16 protein-coding genes are annotated in these 18,582 nt (G+C 41.5%); 12 read left to right on the plus strand and 4 right to left on the minus strand.

Annotated elements, in window-relative coordinates; translation table 11 throughout:
* Window position 1: 1 nt before the first annotated feature.
* From ACXAHI_RS00855 to ACXAHI_RS00870, 4 genes are all read left to right on the plus strand, one after another.
* The gene (locus ACXAHI_RS00855; protein ID WP_474845236.1) at window positions 2-1,804 is read left to right on the plus strand and encodes an ABC transporter ATP-binding protein; all 1,803 of its coding nucleotides are present in this window, start codon (window positions 2-4) and stop codon (window positions 1,802-1,804) included.
* A 177-nt stretch (window positions 1,805-1,981) separates the two neighbouring features.
* Window positions 1,982-3,316, plus strand: a complete 1,335-nt coding sequence (locus ACXAHI_RS00860) for a cytochrome ubiquinol oxidase subunit I (RefSeq protein ID WP_474845238.1) — start codon at window positions 1,982-1,984, stop codon at window positions 3,314-3,316.
* Window positions 3,317-3,328: 12 nt separating this feature from the next.
* Window positions 3,329-4,345 carry a cytochrome d ubiquinol oxidase subunit II gene (locus tag ACXAHI_RS00865; protein ID WP_474845240.1) on the plus strand — a complete coding sequence of 339 codons (1,017 nt, stop codon included), beginning with the start codon at window positions 3,329-3,331 and terminating at the stop codon, window positions 4,343-4,345.
* A 104-nt stretch (window positions 4,346-4,449) separates the two neighbouring features.
* On the plus strand, window positions 4,450-5,115 hold the full coding sequence (locus tag ACXAHI_RS00870; protein WP_224881665.1) for a potassium channel family protein: 666 nt from the start codon (window positions 4,450-4,452) through the stop codon (window positions 5,113-5,115).
* Window positions 5,116-5,482: 367 nt separating this feature from the next.
* Here ACXAHI_RS00870 and rnjA read toward each other — a convergent pair whose 3' ends face one another.
* On the minus strand, window positions 5,483-7,150 hold the full coding sequence (rnjA, locus tag ACXAHI_RS00875; protein WP_270181712.1) for a ribonuclease J1: 1,668 nt from the start codon (window positions 7,148-7,150) through the stop codon (window positions 5,483-5,485).
* 3 nt (window positions 7,151-7,153) lie between these two features.
* Window positions 7,154-7,363 (minus strand): DNA-dependent RNA polymerase subunit epsilon, encoded by a 210-nt coding sequence (locus ACXAHI_RS00880; RefSeq protein WP_224881676.1) that lies wholly within the window; start codon window positions 7,361-7,363, stop codon window positions 7,154-7,156.
* A gap of 366 nt (window positions 7,364-7,729) precedes the next feature.
* Here ACXAHI_RS00880 and ACXAHI_RS00885 point away from each other — a divergent pair, with 366 nt between their 5' ends.
* Window positions 7,730-8,632, plus strand: a complete 903-nt coding sequence (locus ACXAHI_RS00885) for a DMT family transporter (RefSeq protein ID WP_474845242.1) — start codon at window positions 7,730-7,732, stop codon at window positions 8,630-8,632.
* Window positions 8,633-8,651: 19 nt separating this feature from the next.
* Window positions 8,652-9,425 carry a Cof-type HAD-IIB family hydrolase gene (locus ACXAHI_RS00890; RefSeq protein ID WP_474845244.1) on the plus strand — a complete coding sequence of 258 codons (774 nt, stop codon included), beginning with the start codon at window positions 8,652-8,654 and terminating at the stop codon, window positions 9,423-9,425.
* 44 nt (window positions 9,426-9,469) lie between these two features.
* Here the strand turns inward: ACXAHI_RS00890 and def are convergent, their stop codons facing one another.
* Window positions 9,470-10,009, minus strand: a complete 540-nt coding sequence (gene def, locus ACXAHI_RS00895) for a peptide deformylase (RefSeq protein WP_474845246.1) — start codon at window positions 10,007-10,009, stop codon at window positions 9,470-9,472.
* Between the two features lie 271 nt (window positions 10,010-10,280).
* Here def and ACXAHI_RS00900 point away from each other — a divergent pair, with 271 nt between their 5' ends.
* From ACXAHI_RS00900 to ACXAHI_RS00925, 6 genes are all read left to right on the plus strand, one after another.
* A complete protein-coding gene (locus tag ACXAHI_RS00900) occupies window positions 10,281-10,937 on the plus strand; it encodes a YkyA family protein (RefSeq protein WP_474848037.1) in 657 nt (218 codons plus the stop codon).
* Between the two features lie 448 nt (window positions 10,938-11,385).
* The gene (pdhA, locus tag ACXAHI_RS00905; RefSeq protein WP_270181716.1) at window positions 11,386-12,468 is read left to right on the plus strand and encodes a pyruvate dehydrogenase (acetyl-transferring) E1 component subunit alpha; all 1,083 of its coding nucleotides are present in this window, start codon (window positions 11,386-11,388) and stop codon (window positions 12,466-12,468) included.
* A 3-nt stretch (window positions 12,469-12,471) separates the two neighbouring features.
* Window positions 12,472-13,449, plus strand: a complete 978-nt coding sequence (locus ACXAHI_RS00910; RefSeq protein ID WP_474845248.1) for an alpha-ketoacid dehydrogenase subunit beta — start codon at window positions 12,472-12,474, stop codon at window positions 13,447-13,449.
* 100 nt (window positions 13,450-13,549) lie between these two features.
* On the plus strand, window positions 13,550-14,869 hold the full coding sequence (locus tag ACXAHI_RS00915) for a dihydrolipoamide acetyltransferase family protein (protein ID WP_474845250.1): 1,320 nt from the start codon (window positions 13,550-13,552) through the stop codon (window positions 14,867-14,869).
* 4 nt (window positions 14,870-14,873) lie between these two features.
* Window positions 14,874-16,283: a dihydrolipoyl dehydrogenase gene (lpdA, locus tag ACXAHI_RS00920; protein WP_270181719.1), complete on the plus strand. Its 1,410-nt coding sequence runs from the start codon at window positions 14,874-14,876 to the stop codon at window positions 16,281-16,283.
* A 253-nt stretch (window positions 16,284-16,536) separates the two neighbouring features.
* A complete protein-coding gene (locus ACXAHI_RS00925) occupies window positions 16,537-16,776 on the plus strand; it encodes a hypothetical protein (RefSeq protein WP_474845252.1) in 240 nt (79 codons plus the stop codon).
* Window positions 16,777-16,890: 114 nt separating this feature from the next.
* Here the strand turns inward: ACXAHI_RS00925 and ACXAHI_RS00930 are convergent, their stop codons facing one another.
* Window positions 16,891-18,396, minus strand: a complete 1,506-nt coding sequence (locus tag ACXAHI_RS00930; protein WP_474845254.1) for a glycine betaine uptake BCCT transporter — start codon at window positions 18,394-18,396, stop codon at window positions 16,891-16,893.
* Window positions 18,397-18,582: the final 186 nt, after the last annotated feature.

Genomic DNA, 18,582 nt, shown 5'->3' on the forward strand with positions numbered 1-18,582 from the left:
AATGAAACAGAATCGTAGACAACGATTTCACTATTCTCAGGATTCAGCTATCGAAAAACAGTTTAATTGGAAGCAGATGTCGCGGCTCCTAGGATACATGGAACCATATAAGAAGAACCTTCTACCAAAAGCGATCATTACGATGCTGATTTCAACTGCAGTGCGGTTGATCGTTCCGATCTTTATCGGGGTATTGCTTTTCGATCATGCAATAAAAAATAAAGATGAAACGCTATTGATTCAACTCATCATTGGAATAGCTGTGTTATATATCATTTCATGGGTTTCGAACACGTATCGTATCAAATGGACGAATCAGCTCGGGCAATACATTATCTATGACATTAGGCAGGGGTTATTCAAACACATACAAAAGCTCTCGCACGGATTCTTTGACAAGCGTTCGGCAGGGTCTATCTTAGTAAGGATCATCAACGATGTAAATTCGATGCAGGAACTCTTTACAAATGGTGTTATCAACCTGTTGATGGATATCGTTTTGTTACTTGGTATCCTCGTGATCATGTTTATTCTAAGTCCACAGTTAACGCTAGCAATCATGATTATCTTGCCGCTCATGTTCTTGATCTCGACAAGGCTACGCAGAAGGATCAGGAGATCATGGCAACAGGTAAGGGTGAAGCAAGCGAAGCTAAACTCCCACTTGAACGAAAGCATTCAAGGTATTCGAGTCACACAGTCTTATACACAGGAAACAGAGAACATGGACTTCTTTGAAGGCGTTAACCATGAAACGTACTCAAGCTGGAAGGATGCGACGAAAAAAAGTGCGATGTTCCGACCTTTCGTAGAGATGTCGAATGCGATTGGAACAGCGATACTGATTTGGTTTGGTGTCTATTTAATTCAGAATGGTCTCGATTATGGTGTCTTCGTCACGTTTGCTTTTTACTTAGGAATGTTCTGGGAACCGATCTCAAGATTAGGTCAAGTATATAACCAGCTACTCGTAGCGATGGCTTCATCAGAGCGAATCTTTGAATTTTTAGATGAAAAGCCAAATGTTCCAGAGAAAAAGGATGCAAGAGAATTTAAAGAAATGAAAGGTGAAATCACGTTTGAAGACGTTGAATTCTCCTATGATGAGAAAAGAAAAGCACTACACCAGATGAGTTTAAGGATGAAAGCGGGAGAAACAGTTGCACTTGTTGGGCACACTGGTTCTGGTAAATCAACGATCGCCAATCTGATCAGTAGGTTCTATGATCCTACAAAAGGGTCAGTAAAAATCGATGGCGTCGATTTACGAGATGTTAAATTGGATAGTTTGCGTCAAAAAGTAAGTGTCGTGCTTCAAGATACGTTTATCTTTTCTGGAACGATTATGGAAAACATTCGTTTCGGTCGACCTGATGCAACAGATGAAGAAGTACTCGAAGCAGCAGAAGCAGTCGGAGCGGATCAGTTTATCAAGCGGCTAAGCAATGGGTTTGAAACGGAAGTTGAAGAGAGGGGTAACGTACTTTCAGTGGGTGAGCGTCAGTTGTTATCTTTCGCCCGGGCGTTATTAGCCGATCCAAGAATTTTGATACTCGATGAAGCAACGGCTAGTATCGACACAGAAACTGAGCTCAAGATACAGAATGCATTAAACGTCGTTCTAGAAGGTAGAACAGCGATTATGATTGCCCATAGACTATCAACCATCCGTGGAGCGGACAATATTATCGTGTTAGATCATGGTCGTATATTAGAGCAAGGAGATCATAACGAATTGATGCGTAAAGGTGGAACTTACTACGAATTAGTTCGTTCACAGTTTAATATGATGGATGCAGGATAAAAAAAGAAGCCCTTTTCGGGCTTCTTTTTTTATTTTAGATTGTGATACTTGTCACAAAGTCTTCGTTCAGTCATAATAGATTTGTAGAAAGCTTCACATGTTTGTTAGTTTTTGTTCAAGTTGATAAGGGAAGATTGTTTAGGAGACTTTGAGTTGATTTAAAAGGGGATGAAGTAGGTGGAAATGGATTCGGCGATGCTCAGCAGGCTTTTAACGAGCCTTACACTAGGGTTTCATATAATCTTTGCAACTCTCGGTGTTGGTGTGCCTTTGCTTATTAGTATAGCAGAATGGATTGGGATTAAGCGCAATGACCCTTACTACACGTTATTAGCAAGGCGCTGGTCAAGAGGGTTTGTTGTAACGGTAGCAGTAGGGGTTGTGACAGGAACGGCGATTGGCTTACAGCTTTCTTTACTCTGGCCAAACTTTATGCAGCTTGCCGGTCAGGTAATCAGTTTGCCTTTATTCTTAGAAACGTTTGCGTTTTTCTTTGAAGCAATCTTTCTAGGAATCTATTTATATACATGGGATCGATTTAAAAAGCCAATCTATCACTGGTTAATTTCAATACCAGTCGTAATCGGTTCAACCATGTCGGCAGTGTTTATCTCTACGGTAAATGCGTTTATGAACGCTCCACAAGGCTTTACGATGGTCGATGGTGTATTGACTGATATTGAACCGCTTGCTGCGATGTTTAATCCTGCGACGCCAACTAAGGTAGGTCATGTCGTGATGTCCGCATACCTTACATCGGCTATCGTACTCGCCGCGATCACAGCATTTATGATGCTTAGGGGCAAGACTGGTACGTATTACAAAAAAGCGTTGAAACTGACGATGACAGCAGGATTTATTTTTGCGATTGGAACGGCAATGGTAGGAGATTTCGCAGGGAAGTTTCTTGCAGAATACCAACCTGAAAAACTAGCAGCTGTAGAGTGGCATTTTGAAACGAAAGGAAATGCAGACTTAATTGTTGGAGGTATTTTAGACGAAGAGAATGAAGAAGTAAAATACGGTATTGTATTACCTAACTTCTTAAGTATCCTTGCACATGGTAATCCGAGTGCTGAAGTGATGGGCTTAGATCAAGTACCGGAAGATGAAATTCCGCCACTGTTTATCCATTACCTGTTTGATGGCATGGTAGGGATCGGAATGTTCTTAGCAGCTCTGACATTCTTCTATATGCTCGCACTTAGGATTAAACGATTAAATCCAGGTAATAGGTTGTTGCTAAGGCTTATTGTCCTTGCAGGACCACTTTCGATGCTTGCTATTGAATTTGGATGGATTTTCTCAGAAGTGGGACGTCAGCCTTGGATCCTTTGGGACATTCTTCGAACAGGTCACGCTGCAACAACGTCTGATCACGTAGGCTTGATGCTTATCTTGTTCTTATTGCTGTACATCGTCCTCGGGACGCTTTGTGTCATCGTTCTCAGAAAGATGTTCCATTCAAATCCAGCAGAAAATGAGCTAGAAGAAATCGCAAAATCTAGATAGGGGGGTGTCAAATTGGATATTCAGGTTATTGGGATTACGGTGCTATGGGTTTTTCTATATGGTTATTTAATCACTGCTTCAATCGATTTTGGTGCAGGTTTCTTTGCATACTACGGTGAGCTAACCGGCCGAGATCATATCATCAACCGTATCATCAGTCGGTATTTATCTCCGGTTTGGGAAGTTACAAATGTGTTTTTCGTATTCTTTTTTGTAGGCCTGATCGGTTTCTTCCCAGACACTGCTTATTACTTCGGAACAGCACTGCTTGTGCCTGGAAGCATTGCGATCATTCTCATAGCAATCAGAGGATCGTTTTATGCGTTTGGGAACTACGGTGCTAAAAAGAGTAGAGTATATACCTTTTTGTATGGTGTGACAGGGTTATTGATTCCTGCCTCGCTTTCAACAGCGCTCACTTTGTCTGAAGGTGGTTTCATAGAAGAAGTGGATGGCAACGTTACGTTTCTCGCTGGTGAACTTTTTACAAGTTTTTATTCTTGGTCTGTCGTGTTACTTGCGATTGTTTCTGTGTTGTTCATTAGTGCAGCGTTTCTTACGTTCTATGCAAGCAGAGCGAATGATACGCCTGCTCTAGAGCTACTAAGGAAATATGCTCTCTTTTGGAGCGCGCCAACCATTTTAGCTAGTATACTCGTCTTCGTAGCGCTTCAGCAGCATAACCCTGAGCATTTTGCGAGCACGCTCGACTATGCATGGATGTTTATTGCATCTCTGTTTTGCTTCTTAGTTGCAACATACTTGATCTTTCATAAGAAACGCTATGGAACAGCCTTTCTCTTTGTTATGCTGCAATTCTTTTTTGCCTTCTTTGGCTACGGGGTGTCACATCTCCCGTGGATTTTATACGACTACGTTACGATTTACTCTGGCTACACGAATGAAACGATGGGTGTATACCTAGTTATAGCGTTCGTAGCAGGTCTATGCTTACTCGTTCCTTCTCTAATCTTATTAATGCGACTATTCCTCTTTGATGCCGAGTATGTAAAAGGAAATAAGTCGTAAAGAGATCATATTGACACGGTGGTACAACGTGATAGGATAGAGTTAACAACGTGGCAGCGGATCGCTGTCACGTTTCTTTCCGAGATAAGTAGGAGGAGTGTACGTTGAAAAAACAATTTGCGGTTATTGGACTAGGCCGTTTTGGCGGTAGTATATGCAAATCATTGAGTCAACAGGGAATGGAAGTTCTCGCAATCGATATGGATGAAGACAAAGTAAATGAATTTTCCTCCGTTGCAACGCACGCTGTCATTGCAGATTCAACGGATGAGAGCGTATTAAAAAATCTAGGTATACGAAATTTTGATCACGTTATTGTCGCGATCGGAGATAATATTCAATCAAGTATCCTTACAACGTTGATCTTGAAAGAACTAGGGGTAAGTAATATTACGGTGAAAGCTCAAAATGATTACCATGAAAAAGTTCTGAACAAGATCGGTGCTGATAAGATCGTTCACCCAGAGAGAGATATGGGGATGAGGATTGCTCATAATATTATCTCAAATAGTGTTCTCGACTATTTAGAGCTTTCAGATGAACATAGTATCGTTGAACTTATCGCAAACTCAAGAATGGATAATAAAACGATTATTGAGCTCGATATCCGAGCAAAGTACGGTGCCAATATCGTTGCGATCAAGAATGGAGATGACATTATCGTTTCTCCTCAAGCGGATCAAAAGATTTACAAAGGCGATATTCTGATCGTGATCGGCTCAGATCAAGACATCAACCGTCTAGAGCGCCAGCTACTTAATAGAGATTAATCAAAAAAGCCGCCTGTCATTGCGACGGGCGGTTTTTTAGTGTGTAGTGAGCTAATTGTTTATTGTAGTTGGGAGAGATTTCCGCTCCAGGATGCTCGCTTTCCGCGGGGCGGGCGGTGTGCCTCCTCGGCGCTGGAACTCGCGCCTGTGGGGTCACACCTGTCCCGCTCATCCCGCAGGAGTCGAGCATCCTTACGCTCCAATCACTGTGAATATGCTGTTTCACCTTAATTTGAATGTAGCGAATACAGCTTGGCTTACGAGTGTTCATTGACTTGTATCTGTACCACAATGTCTTAATGATGATGGCTTCTTATAAAAAGAAAAGACCGCCTATCGCAGTGACAGGCGGTCTTTAATCGTATAGTTAGATCTCCATGATGATCGGTAGGATCATTGGACGACGCTTTGTTTTCTCGTAAAGGAATGGTGCAAGCGTATCAGTGATTTCATTCTTGATCTCAGACCACTGACTCGTACGTTTCTCCATAACGCCATTAAGATGCTTCGATAGAAGATCTTGTGCATCGTTGATTAGGTCACCAGATTCTCTCATGTATACGAAGCCGCGAGAGATGATGTCCGGGCCAGAAAGAATCTTGAATTCCTTCATGTTGATGCTGACAACAACGATAACGAGTCCTTCCTCAGATAAGATCTTACGGTCACGAAGAACGATGTTACCGATATCTCCGATTCCTTTTCCATCAACATATACAGAACCTGATGGAATCTTACCGCTGATCGATGCTTCATTTTCGCTAAGAGCAAGCACTTCACCATTGTCCATGATGAATGAGTGGTCTTGTGGAATGCCACAGTCCTGAGCAAGCTTCGTATGCATCTTAAGCATTCTATATTCACCGTGGATCGGCATAAAGAATTTTGGCTTGATCAAGCGAAGCATCAATTTCTGCTCATCTTGTCCACCATGTCCAGAAGTATGAATATCACTTAGTTTGTGATGGATGACTTCAGCTCCTGCGCGAGACAGCTGGTTAATAATTCTCGAAACGCTTACCTGGTTTCCAGGGATCGGCGAAGAGGAGAATACAACTGTATCACCAGGGATGATTTGGATTTGACGATGCGTACCGTTAGCGATACGAGATAGCGCAGCCATTGGCTCACCTTGACTTCCTGTACAAAGAATCGTTACTTGATTTTCAGGAAGTCTGTTGATTTGATGCGCATCGATGAACGTATCTTTCGGCGCGCGAATGTATCCGAGTTCTTGTCCGATCGTAATGTTTGCTTCCATACTACGTCCAAATACTGCGACCTTACGTCCGTTTTCAACCGCAGCTTCAACAACTTGCTGAAGACGGTGGATGTTTGATGCGAACGTTGCGAAAATAACGCGGCCATCTACTTTTCTAAAAATGTCTTGAATCGTCTCACCGACGCGACTCTCAGACATTGTAAAGCCAGGAACCTCACTGTTTGTTGAGTCAGACAGAAGTGCTAATACGCCTTCTTTACCGATCTCGGCCATCTTAGTAAGGTTAGCTGGTTCACCTACTGGAGTGAAGTCAAACTTGAAGTCACCTGTATGAACGATGTTTCCAGGTGGTGTTTTAACGACTACTCCAAAGGAATCTGGAATACTGTGCGTTGTTCTAAAGAACGCAACAGATGTTTTTCTAAACTTGATGATGTCATCTTCTGTAATTTCGTTAAGAGACGCTCCTCTTAGAAGACCGTGTTCTTCAAGTTTGTTTCGGATGAATCCTAGCGCAAGCTTGCCTCCAAAGATTGGGACGTTAATCTCACGCAGTAAGTATGGAATACCACCGATATGGTCTTCGTGACCATGTGTGATGAAAAGTCCTTTAATCTTATCTTGGTTTTTCACAAGATAAGAATAATCTGGAATCACGTAATCGATTCCTAGTAACTCTTCTTCAGGGAACTTAACCCCTGCATCGACCAGGATGATTTCATCCTGGAACTGAATACCGTACATGTTTTTGCCGATTTCTCCTAGTCCACCGAGTGCAAAAACGGCTGTTTGATGATTTTTAACAAATTTCATAGTTTATACATTCTCCAATTCAAAGTGCTCTGATTTTTGCTCGAATTCTAGAAATTCATCTTCTACTGTTTGAATGAATTCGATATTATAGTTTCGTTCCTTTAATTTATAGCGAACTTCCCGTTCAGAATTAGCCTCAACGTACAGGCTCTTTGTTCGCTCTCTTACAGGAACCTCCTTTTTTGTTTCTTGATAGTAAACCTTATAGATCATTCTAAATCTCTCCTTAACCAAGACAATTTGTGTGCATCTCCGTTTATTATATAGGAAATTGGTTTCTTTTTCATGTTTCAAATAGATTTTCCATCATAAAATTAGAGATTTACCCCGCCATGTAAGGAAAAATTCTTATTCTTGTACTGTCGGAGAGTGAGGGAAAAAGAAGGTTTTTAATGATTTTTTGATTTTTCGTTTCATTTTCGTATACATCTGATCCATTCCTTTCCTATTGTTTTAGTGTTGTTATTATTCGTTAACAGTCAAAAAAATAGTTAGGTAACAGTTGGAAATGAATCGAGAGACAAGAAGACTCCGTTCATGTAAGATAGAATGATACGAAATGCATGAGGAGGGGAATCCATGAGGCTGTTACTCGCCCTGTTATCACTTAGCTTGATCTGGGGAATGTCATTTATGTTTATCAAAATACTCGTTCCGGTGGTTGGACCGATGGGCGTCGTCTTTTATAGATGTTTGTTCGGTGCAGTAGCGATCATCATCTATCTCATTGTTAAAGGGCGGGTTAGCTTCTTATTTAAACGACTCCCATGGGGAAGCTTAATTTTGGTCGGTTTGTTGAACGCACTGATACCATGGGGGTTGATCGCATTCAGTGAGGAACGCATCTCTAGCAGTTTAGCAGCAGCATTAAACGCTACGACCCCTTTATTTACTGGGATTCTAGGTGCATTGTTCTTTTCGAGAGTTCTCAAGCTGAGACAGTGGTCAGGGGTTATTATCGGATTTATCGGTATTTTATTTCTTATCGAATTCAATCTAGGGTCTTTTTTTAAAGAAGATTGGGTAGGAGTCGTACCGATGCTCATTGCAACGGCTTGCTATGGCTTTGCATCTCAGTTTACTAAGAAAAACTTGTCGGATGTTCCCGTGGATATTATGGCGATCATGACGCTATCGGTTGGTACAGTAGGGGGATTGATTATGATGTTCGCTACGGGAGATGTACAATTATTTACGCCAATCATGGAACGTGATATCCTTATATCGCTAATAGGACTAGGGGTGTTTGGATCTGGCATCGCATATCTTCTCTTCTTTTATATGATTCAAAAGGGGAGCGCAGAGTATGCGACACTAGTGACATACTTGGTTCCTGTAACTGCTTTGTTCTGGGGTAGTGCTTACCTTGATGAGGCGGTGACAGTAACGATGGTCGTTGGACTATTGTTTATCTTTACAGGCGTCTATTTATCAGGGCGTACTACAAAAACAGAGAGAAGACTTTTAAAAAAGTCGGCATAAAGGATAGGTGAGAGAAATGATGAATGATAAGATTGTTTTCTTCGATATAGATGGTACATTGTTAGATCATGATAAAAAAGTTCCAGCTTCTACGAGAGCGGCGTTAAAAGAACTGACAGAGAAGGGTGTAACGGTGGCGATTGCGACAGGAAGAGCACCGTTTATGTTTGCAGATCTTAGAGAAGAATTAGCAATCGATTCGTTTATCAGCTTTAATGGGCAGTATGTAAAACACAAAGAAGACATCGTTCAAACAAATCCGCTTAGTAGGGAAGAAATCCTTTCACTTGAGGAAGTAGCAAAAGAAAACGGTCATCCTATGGTATTTCTAGACCATGAAGCGATGATGAGTAATCACGACAAGCATCCTCATATTATGAAAAGTATGGACGATTTAAAAATGCATTACCCAGGCTTTAATCCTACGTATTACCACGATCGTGATATTTATCAAGCTCTCCTTTTCTGTCAAAGTGAAGAAGAAGCGAACTATCGCGAAACGTACGGTAATTTTGATTTTATTCGCTGGCATGATTTTTCGATGGACGTTATTCCTCCTGGAGGTTCAAAAGCTAGAGGAATCGAAGCGATGATTTCACACTTAGGGTTTAAGCGTGAAAACACATTTGCTTTCGGAGATGCTTTGAATGATATCGAGATGCTCAAATTCGCAGGAACCGGTATTGCGATGGGTAATGGTTATCAAGAAGCGAAAGAAGCTGCTGACTTCGTGACGGACCCTGTAGATGAAGATGGAATCCGAAATGGCTTGATAAAAGCAGGACTTTTGTAAAAAGGTAATAAAAAAGGAATCGCGCACTTGCGCGATTCCTTTTTTTATCGAAGTGGTGACAGTTCCTTTGCTTCTTCTTCATTTATTCGATCGTAAAACATGATCCCATCAAGGTGATCAATTTCGTGTTGCGCGACGATGGCTGGGAGCCCCTTGAGTCGTAATTTAAGCGGGTTGCCTTCTTGATCGATCCCTTTTAGGGTTATCCTCGCATAGCGAGGTACAGCGCCCGGAATATCCCGGTCAACGGAAAGGCATCCTTCTCCGCCTTCTAAATATGTTTTTTCTACAGAATGACTGATGATCTTAGGATTCATAATTCCGTAGCTGTATAACGTTCCTCTATGATCTGTAACATGGATGGCGAACATCCTTTTGCTAATCCCTATTTGAGGTGCGGCAATCCCGATCCCTGATCGAAGCTCATATTCTAAAGCTGTTTCTGGATCCTGGCTATTGATTAAAAATTGAAGCATATCTTGAAGCGTTTGTTTTTCTTCTTCATTAGCGGGGATTTCGATTTCTTTTGCTACTTGTGTAAGGATCGGATCTCCCTCTCTACGTACATCTTTCATTGTTAACATAAATGTGTTCACTCCTATCTTCACGGACTCTCACGTTATAAGTATATTGAAGTCACTTACTTATGGGTACCTAGATCATCTAACTATCAGTTTAGCACACCACTCAATACGATAAAATAAATCGTAACGTTTACGGAATGACTAATAATTTCTTCAGTTTAAATTTGTGATAAAACGACTGTTCTATTGCCTGATAGAATATGGTATAGTAATCAAAGATATGAAATCATTGGTATTAATTGGAGATGTGGGGGGACTATTGTTGTCAAGAGTGAACCGAGTAGGAATTATTTCTCTTTTTTTCTGTTTTCTCATCCTTGTTGGATGTCAGTTCGGTGAGAGTACAGAGGAAAAGATGTATAACCATTTAGAAGAAGCAGTAGCGTTAGAAGATCAATTTAGAGAACAGCAAGAACCATTAGCTAAGGCCGAGAAAAAGGAGCAAGGGCTTTATGATGAAATCGTTGCACTTAGCATGGATGAGTTCGATAAGATCAAATCTCTTTCAGAAGAAGCTGAAGCGCTGACTGAAAAGAGACTAGAATACTTAAACAACGAGAAAGAAAGTATCGATAAGGCTTACGAAGAATTCGAGAACACGAAAGAATTAAGTGAAGACTTAGAAGATGAAAGTGTTCAAGAAAGCGCAAAAACCCTCATCGAAAAGATGGATAAGCGCTACGAAGCGTACCAAACGCTTTATAAAGAATACAAAGCAGCGATTGAATTAGATAAAAAGCTTTATAGTATGTTGCAAGATAAAGAACTTACGCTAGAGCAACTTCAAGAGCAAATCAAAAGCGTGAATGATCAATACGCGAAAGTCTCTGAACAGAAAGAAAAGTTTAATACGTATACAACAGAGTTTAATGAAGCAAAGAAAGCTTTTTATAAAGCTGCAGATTTAAATGTAAATTATGGAGAATAATACTAAACCGCTCAAATATTTGAGCGGTTTTTCATTTGGATATATTAGTTAATAAAAACTCCTTGTATTGATACAGTTTCAAAATCATAGTTATAACAGGTTTTCATATAGGAGAGAAAGCTTATTTTTGAAACCTAATAATTGACTATATAGATACTGTATTGTAAACTGAAAAACGAACTTACTCATGAAGAGAAACACTCCCTTATTTTTACTGATACAGCTCACGAAACGCAGTAGTACATAGTACTAGGGATTATTTCTCAAGAAATAAGGGTATGAAATTGAGTGTTGTCTTTAGTGGCACAAATTTTATCGAGACAAACTGTCATTTAATAAAGGCTAAATGGACATGCTAGATATGTCTGAAAACTGAACGACCCACTCACAATTGCATTTGCAATTAAATAATTTATCTCTTTATGAATGAAAGGATGAGGTGAAAGGTATGGGGACAAAAACCCTCGAAAACATTGAAGGCCAATTCGAAATGTTCCAGATCTTAAATGAAAACGGCGAGATCATTAATGAAGAGGCTATGCCAGAACTAACTGATGAGCAGCTTCAAGAACTTATGCGCCGCATGGTTTATACACGTATTCTTGATCAGCGTTCAATTTCTTTGAACCGTCAAGGACGTCTAGGATTCTACGCACCAACTGCAGGACAAGAAGCTTCTCAGCTTGGAAGCCAATTTGCACTTGATAAAGAGGACTGGATTCTTCCAGGATACCGTGATGTTCCACAGCTAATTTGGCACGGACTTCCTCTATATAAAGCATTCTTATTCTCTCGTGGACACTTTGTAGGAAACCAGGCTGATGGTCTGAACATGCTGAGCCCGCAAATCATTATTGGAGCTCAAATCACTCAGACTGCTGGTGTTGCACTTGGACTTAAGAAAAAAGGTAAGAAAAACGTAGCGATCACTTACACAGGTGACGGCGGTGCGTCTCAAGGTGACTTCTATGAAGGTATGAACTTTGCTGGTGCTTATGGCGCTCCTGCTATCTTTGTTGTTCAAAACAACCGCTTTGCAATTTCAGTACCAGTTGAAAAGCAATCTGCTGCGAAGACGATTGCTCAGAAAGCTGTCGGTGTTGGAATTCATGGCGTTCAGGTAGATGGAATGGACGTTCTAGCTGTCTACAAAGCAGTAACTGACGCTCGTGAGCGTGCAATCAATGGTGAAGGTCCAACTCTTATCGAGACGATGACGTACCGTTATGGTCCACATACAATGGCTGGTGATGATCCAACTCGTTACCGTTCAGAAGATCTTGATAGCGAGTGGGAAAAGAAAGACCCAATCGTGCGTTTCCGTAAGTATCTAGAAAGCAAAGATCTATGGAACGAAGAGAAAGAAAATGAAGTTGTTGAGAAAGCGAAGGAAGAAATCAAAGCTGCCATCAAGCAAGCAGATAAAACTCCGAAGCAAAAAGTAACAGATCTTATTGAAATCATGTACGAAGAGCTTCCTCATAACCTTCGCGAGCAATATGAAGAATATAGTGCAAAGGAGTCGAAGTAAGCTATGGCGCAAATGACAATGATTCAAGCAATCACTGATGCGATGCGTATCGAATTAAAGAATGACGAAAACGTACTCGTATTTGGTGAAGACGTAGGTCAAAACGGCGGCGTATTCCGTGCGACAGAAGGACTTCAAAAAGAATTTGGTGAGGATCGTGTATTCGATACTCCACTAGCAGAATCAGGTATTGGCGGTATGTCGATCGGACTTGCACTTACTGGCTTCAGACCTGTACCAGAAATTCAATTCTTCGGTTTCGTTTACGAAGTAATGGATGCAATTTCTGGGCAAATGGCTCGTCTACGCTACCGTTCTGGTGGTTCGTTCCATGCTCCGATCACAGTTCGTTCTCCATTTGGTGGCGGAGTTAAGACACCTGAACTTCACGCAGATAGCCTTGAAGGACTAATGGCTCAACAGCCTGGTCTTAAAGTTGTTATCCCTTCAAACCCCTACGATGCAAAAGGACTTCTTATTTCTGCGATCCGTGATAACGATCCGGTTATTTTCCTTGAGCATATGAAATTGTATCGTTCTTTCCGTCAAGAAGTACCTGAGGAAGAATATACGATTGAAATTGGTAAGGCTGATGTGAAGCGTGAAGGTTCTGATATCACGATCGTAACGTACGGTGCGATGGTACAGGCTTCTCTTAAAGCTGCAGAAGAGCTTGAAAAAGAAGGCATCAACGCTGAAGTAATCGACCTTCGTACAGTTAGCCCGCTAGACATCGACACGATTATCGCTTCTGTAGAGAAGACAAACCGTGCGATCGTTGTACAAGAAGCTCAAAAACAAGCTGGTATCGCTGCAAGCGTCGTTGCTGAAATTAACGACCGCGCAATCCTTAGCCTAGAAGCTCCTGTACTACGTGTTACAGCACCTGATACAGTGTTTGCGTTCTCTGCCGCAGAGGATGTATGGCTTCCAGATCACTCTGATATCATTGAAAAAGCAAAACAAGTCGTTAACTTCTAATTTAAGTTAACTTTAATAGAAAACAATGAAGTGAAGTGCATTCGCACTTCGCTTCACACCTTATATAAGCAAATTTTTTACAAATAGGAGGCGAAGTCCTGTGGCATATGAATTCAAAATGCCGGATATCGGTGAAGGTATCCATGAAGGTGAAATCGTAAAGTGGTTCGTTAAAAAAGGTGACGAAGTTAAAGAAGACGACATCCTTGCAGAAGTACAAAATGACAAGGCTGTTGTTGAAATTCCTTCTCCTGTAGACGGCACAGTGAAAGACGTACACGCTGAAGAAGGAGCGACAGTAGTCGTTGGAGACGTTGTCATCACTTTCGATGCTGAAGGCTATGACGATGGTTCAGAAGAAGAAGAAGCTGCTGAAGAGCCTAAAGCGGAAGAAAAAGAAGAGCCGAAAGAAGAAGCTCCTAAAAATGAAAGTTCTGAAACAAAATCAACTCCTTCTGAAGAAGAAGACGCTGACCCTACTAAACGCGTAATCGCGATGCCAGCTGTTCGTAAGTATGCTCGCGAAAACGGTGTTAAGATTTCTAAAGTATCTGGTTCTGGTAAGAACGGCCGCGTTCTTAAAGAGGATATCGACAACCACCTAAGTGGCGGCGGTCAAGAAGCTGCAGCTCCTGAAGCGCAAGAAGAAACAACAGAAGCGAAGGGTCAAGAGCAAGAGGCAGCAGCTACAACAACTTCTGCACCTGCAGCATCAGCTCAGCCTGAAACTCGTGAGAAGATGAAAGGTATGCGTAAAGCGATCGCTAAAGCGATGGTTAACTCGAAGCACACTGCTCCTCACGTAACGCATATGGACGAAGTCGTTGTTAGCGACCTTGTAGCTCACCGTAAGAAGTTTAAGCAGTACGCTGCAGACAAAGATGTTAAATTAACGTATCTTCCATACGTTGTAAAAGCACTTGTTTCTGCTCTTCGCGAGTTCCCAATGCTAAATGCTTCGATCGATGATTCTACTGATGAAATCGTACACAAGCATTACTACAACATCGGAATCGCTGCAAATACAGACGCTGGACTCGTTGTTCCTGTCGTGAAAGATGCAGATCGCAAACCACTTCTTAATGTTTCTGCGGAAATTAATGAGTTGGCTAAAAAAGCTCGTGATGGTAAACTATCAGGGGATGATATGAAAGGTAGCACGTGCACAATTTCTAACTTGGGTTCTGCTGGTGGACAATGGTTCACGCCAATTATCAACAACCCTGACGCTGCTATTCTTGGAATCGGTCGTATTGAAGAGAAGCCAGTTGTGATCGATGGTGAAATCGTTGCAGCTCCAGTACTTGCTCTATCAATCAGTTACGACCACAGATTGATTGATGGTGTTACTGCTCAATTGGCACTTAACCACATCAAACGTCTGTTGAACGATCCACAACTCTTAATGATGGAGGCGTAAAATTATGGTAGTAGGAGATTTTCCAATCGAACTAGACACACTTGTAGTAGGAGCCGGACCTGGAGGCTATGTTGCAGCAATTCGTGCTGCACAGCTTGGTCAAAAAGTTGCAATCGCAGACAAGGGTACTCTTGGCGGTGTTTGCCTAAACGTTGGGTGTATTCCTTCAAAAGCGCTAATCAATGCTTCACACAAATATGAAGATGCTAAGCATTCCGAAGATATCGGAATCACTTCTGAAAACGTAAAAGTAGACATGAAGAAAGTACAAGAGTGGAAAACTTCAGTTGTTAACAAGCTTACTGGTGGCGTTGAAGGCCTGATGAAAGCGAACAAAGTGGACGTAATCAGTGGAGAAGTTTACTTCGTAGATAAGAACACTGTTCGTATTATGGATGATAAGAACTCTCAAACATACACGTTCAACAACTGTATTATTGCTACAGGTTCTCGTCCGATTGAACTTCCAAGCTTCAAATGGAGCAAACGCGTCATTTCATCAACTGGTGCTCTTGCACTTGATGAAGTACCTAAGAAGATGGTAGTGATCGGCGGAGGTTATATCGGAATCGAACTTGGTTCTGTGTATGCGAACTTCGGTACAGAAGTAACGATCCTTGAAGGTTCTAAGCAAATCCTTCCAACATTCGAAAAACAGATGAGCACACTCGTATCTCGTCGTCTTAAGAAGAAAGGTAATGTAGATATCATTACTGAAGCAATGGCTCAAGGCGTTGAAGAAACGGATGAAGGTGTTACAGTTACAGCAGAAATCAAAGGCGAAACGAAGACATTCGATGCTGACTACGTTCTTGTAACTGTTGGACGTAAGCCAAACACTGAAGAAATTGGTCTAGAAGAGCTCGGAATTGAAATGACTGAAAAAGGTCTTGTTAAGATCGACAAGCAGTGTCGTACAAACTTCGATAATATCTACGCAATCGGTGATATTGTTGAAGGTCCAGCACTTGCACACAAAGCTTCTTACGAAGGTAAAGTTGCTGCTGAAGCAATTAGTGGCGAAGCTGCTGAAATCGACTATCTTGCAATTCCTGAAGTTGTATTCTGTGAACCAGAACTAGCTTCAGTTGGTTACAAAGAGCAAGAAGCAAAAGATGAAGGCTTCGATGTGAAAGCATCTAAGTTCCCATTCGGCGCTAACGGCCGTGCACTATCTCTTAACGATAGCGAAGGCTTCATGAAGCTTATCACTCGTAAAGAAGATGGTCTTGTAATCGGTGCTCAAATTGCTGGTCCTAATGCTTCTGACATGATCGCAGAGCTTGGCCTTGCAATCGAAGCTGGAATGACAGCTGAAGATATCGCTCTTACAATCCACGCTCACCCAACTCTTGGTGAGATCACGATGGAAGCTGCTGAGGTAGCGATTGGTACACCAATCCACATCGCATAATAGATAGAAGGAAAACCCTGGTGAACTCACCAGGGTTTTTATTATGATAACTGATTTATCCTTAAAACAGAGAAGAATTTTGAATCGGAAACCTCACTGTACCATTGGTAGATAGCTATAAAAGCTTTCTCTATAGTCAGAAAAGCCCTACTGAATTCGCAGGGCTTTTTTGTAGTAAAAAAAAGAGTATCGCGTGTACTATAAGAATACCGCTTGTACGAAGGGCATATAGCTAAAGTGGAGGTGAGTGGACTTGGGAAGAATGTTGTTTGTTCTATTATTTCACGTAGCTTCATGGAGTGCTTTAGTCGTCATTCTGCACCTATCATCCCAAGATCGACCTTTCTTTAAAGGGATCATGGTCGTCATGTTTTTATATTTTATCATTACGTATACAGTTAGATTGATTCCTGAAGTGAAAACGGTAGCTCTCATCACGCTCGCCTCAACATTGTTGTTTGCCATTATGGAAATGGTTTATCACACCGTCTAGTTTTTCTAATGATTGGAGAATCTCTAAATCATACTATCTCTAGACATCGTTTTTAGTATAAAAAAGAGTACGGGCCCTTCTAGGATCCGTACTCTTTTACGTTTTTAGATGATGTTATTCATCTTTTTTTGGTGCGCGAGCTGGAAGTTTTTCTTCCTTAAATGCTTTCAATAGCGATATGATCATCCCAATAATGATAATAGCAAATGGGAAGGCAGCAATGATAGATGCTGTTTGAAGAGCACCTAGTCCACCTGACCATAGCAATACTGCCGCAGCAGACGACTGAATGACACCCCATGTAAGCTTAACACCAGTTGAAGGGTTCAAGCTGCCGTTTGTTGTTTGCATACCAAGAACGAACGTAGCAGAGTCTGCAGATGTAATGAAGAACGTACTGATAAGCAAAATAGCGATGATCGACATAAATGTACCGAGTGGGAATTGCTCTAGAACCGCGAATAATGCAACTTCCATTCCTTGGTCACTAATAATATCGTAAACTTCAGTGCCTGCCATATCGAGTGAAATCGCAGAACCACCGAATACTGAGAACCAAAGGCCACCGAAGATTGTTGGTACAAGTAGTACGCCTAGAACGAATTCACGGATTGTTCTACCTTTAGAAACACGGGCGATAAAGGTACCAACAAATGGTGCCCATGCAATCCACCAAGCCCAATAGAAGATCGTCCAGCTTTGAATCCAAGATGAACCTTCGAATGGACGCATGCGTAAACTCATGCTAGGTAGGTTTTGAATATAAGAACCTAACGTTGAAGTGAATAGGTCCATAATAAAGTTTGTAGGTCCTGCGAATAGCAAGAAGAACATCAGCAGTATGGCAAGGACGATGTTTGTATTACTCAAATACTTAATTCCGCGAGAAATACCAGTTGTTGCAGAAATCATATAAAGAACGGTAACGACGAGGATAATGATTAATTGTGTCATAAATGAGTTCTCAACGTCTGTTAAATATGAAATTCCGCCGCCAATTTGAGATGCTCCGAAACCTAATGACGTCGCTACACCAAAAACTGTAGCGAAAACTGCGATTACATCGATTAGCTTTCCAAGTGGTCCGTATACACGGTCACCGAGTAATGGATGGAATACAGCACTTACAACCCCTGGTGCTCCTCTTCTGAACTTAAAGTAGGCAAGAGCAAGAGCAACTACTGTGTAAATTCCCCATGGGTGCAAGCCCCAGTGGAAGAAACTATAGCGGAATGCAAGCCTTGCTGCTTCATCAGACTCAGGTGATGCGCCAGCTGGTGGTGTATAGTAGTGAAACATCGGTTCAGCTACACCCCAGAATACTAGACCGATACCCATTCCTGCAGAGAACAACATGGCGAACCAGGTAAGCGTACTGTACTCTGGTCGGTCAGTATCTTTACCTAGACGAATTCTACCGAATTTAGAAAAGATGAGGTAGATCGCAAAGATAAGAAATGCAGAAGCTGCTAGTAGATAGAACCATCCAAACTTAACCTGTAGAAAGGTTTGAAGTGAGGATGTAGAAGAATCGAGAGACTCTGGAGCGAATGTACCCCATATAATGAAGATAAGGGTCAAAGTTGCAGAGATCATAAATACTCTCGTAAGCTTACTCATTGTAAATCACACCTTTCAATCAACACTTTTAAATTGTTATTCAAACATCGAAATCTACCGGGTAATGTAAAAAAAAATAAAAGCTATGTGTACTAAATGTTGCCCCCGGGATGAAAAAAATATTCGAGCATCAGCCACGACACCTGATTTTGCCTCGCCAATTTACCGTACAGAAAAAGGCACGTT

Source organism: Anaerobacillus sp. ABD4_527, assembly GCF_056160805.1.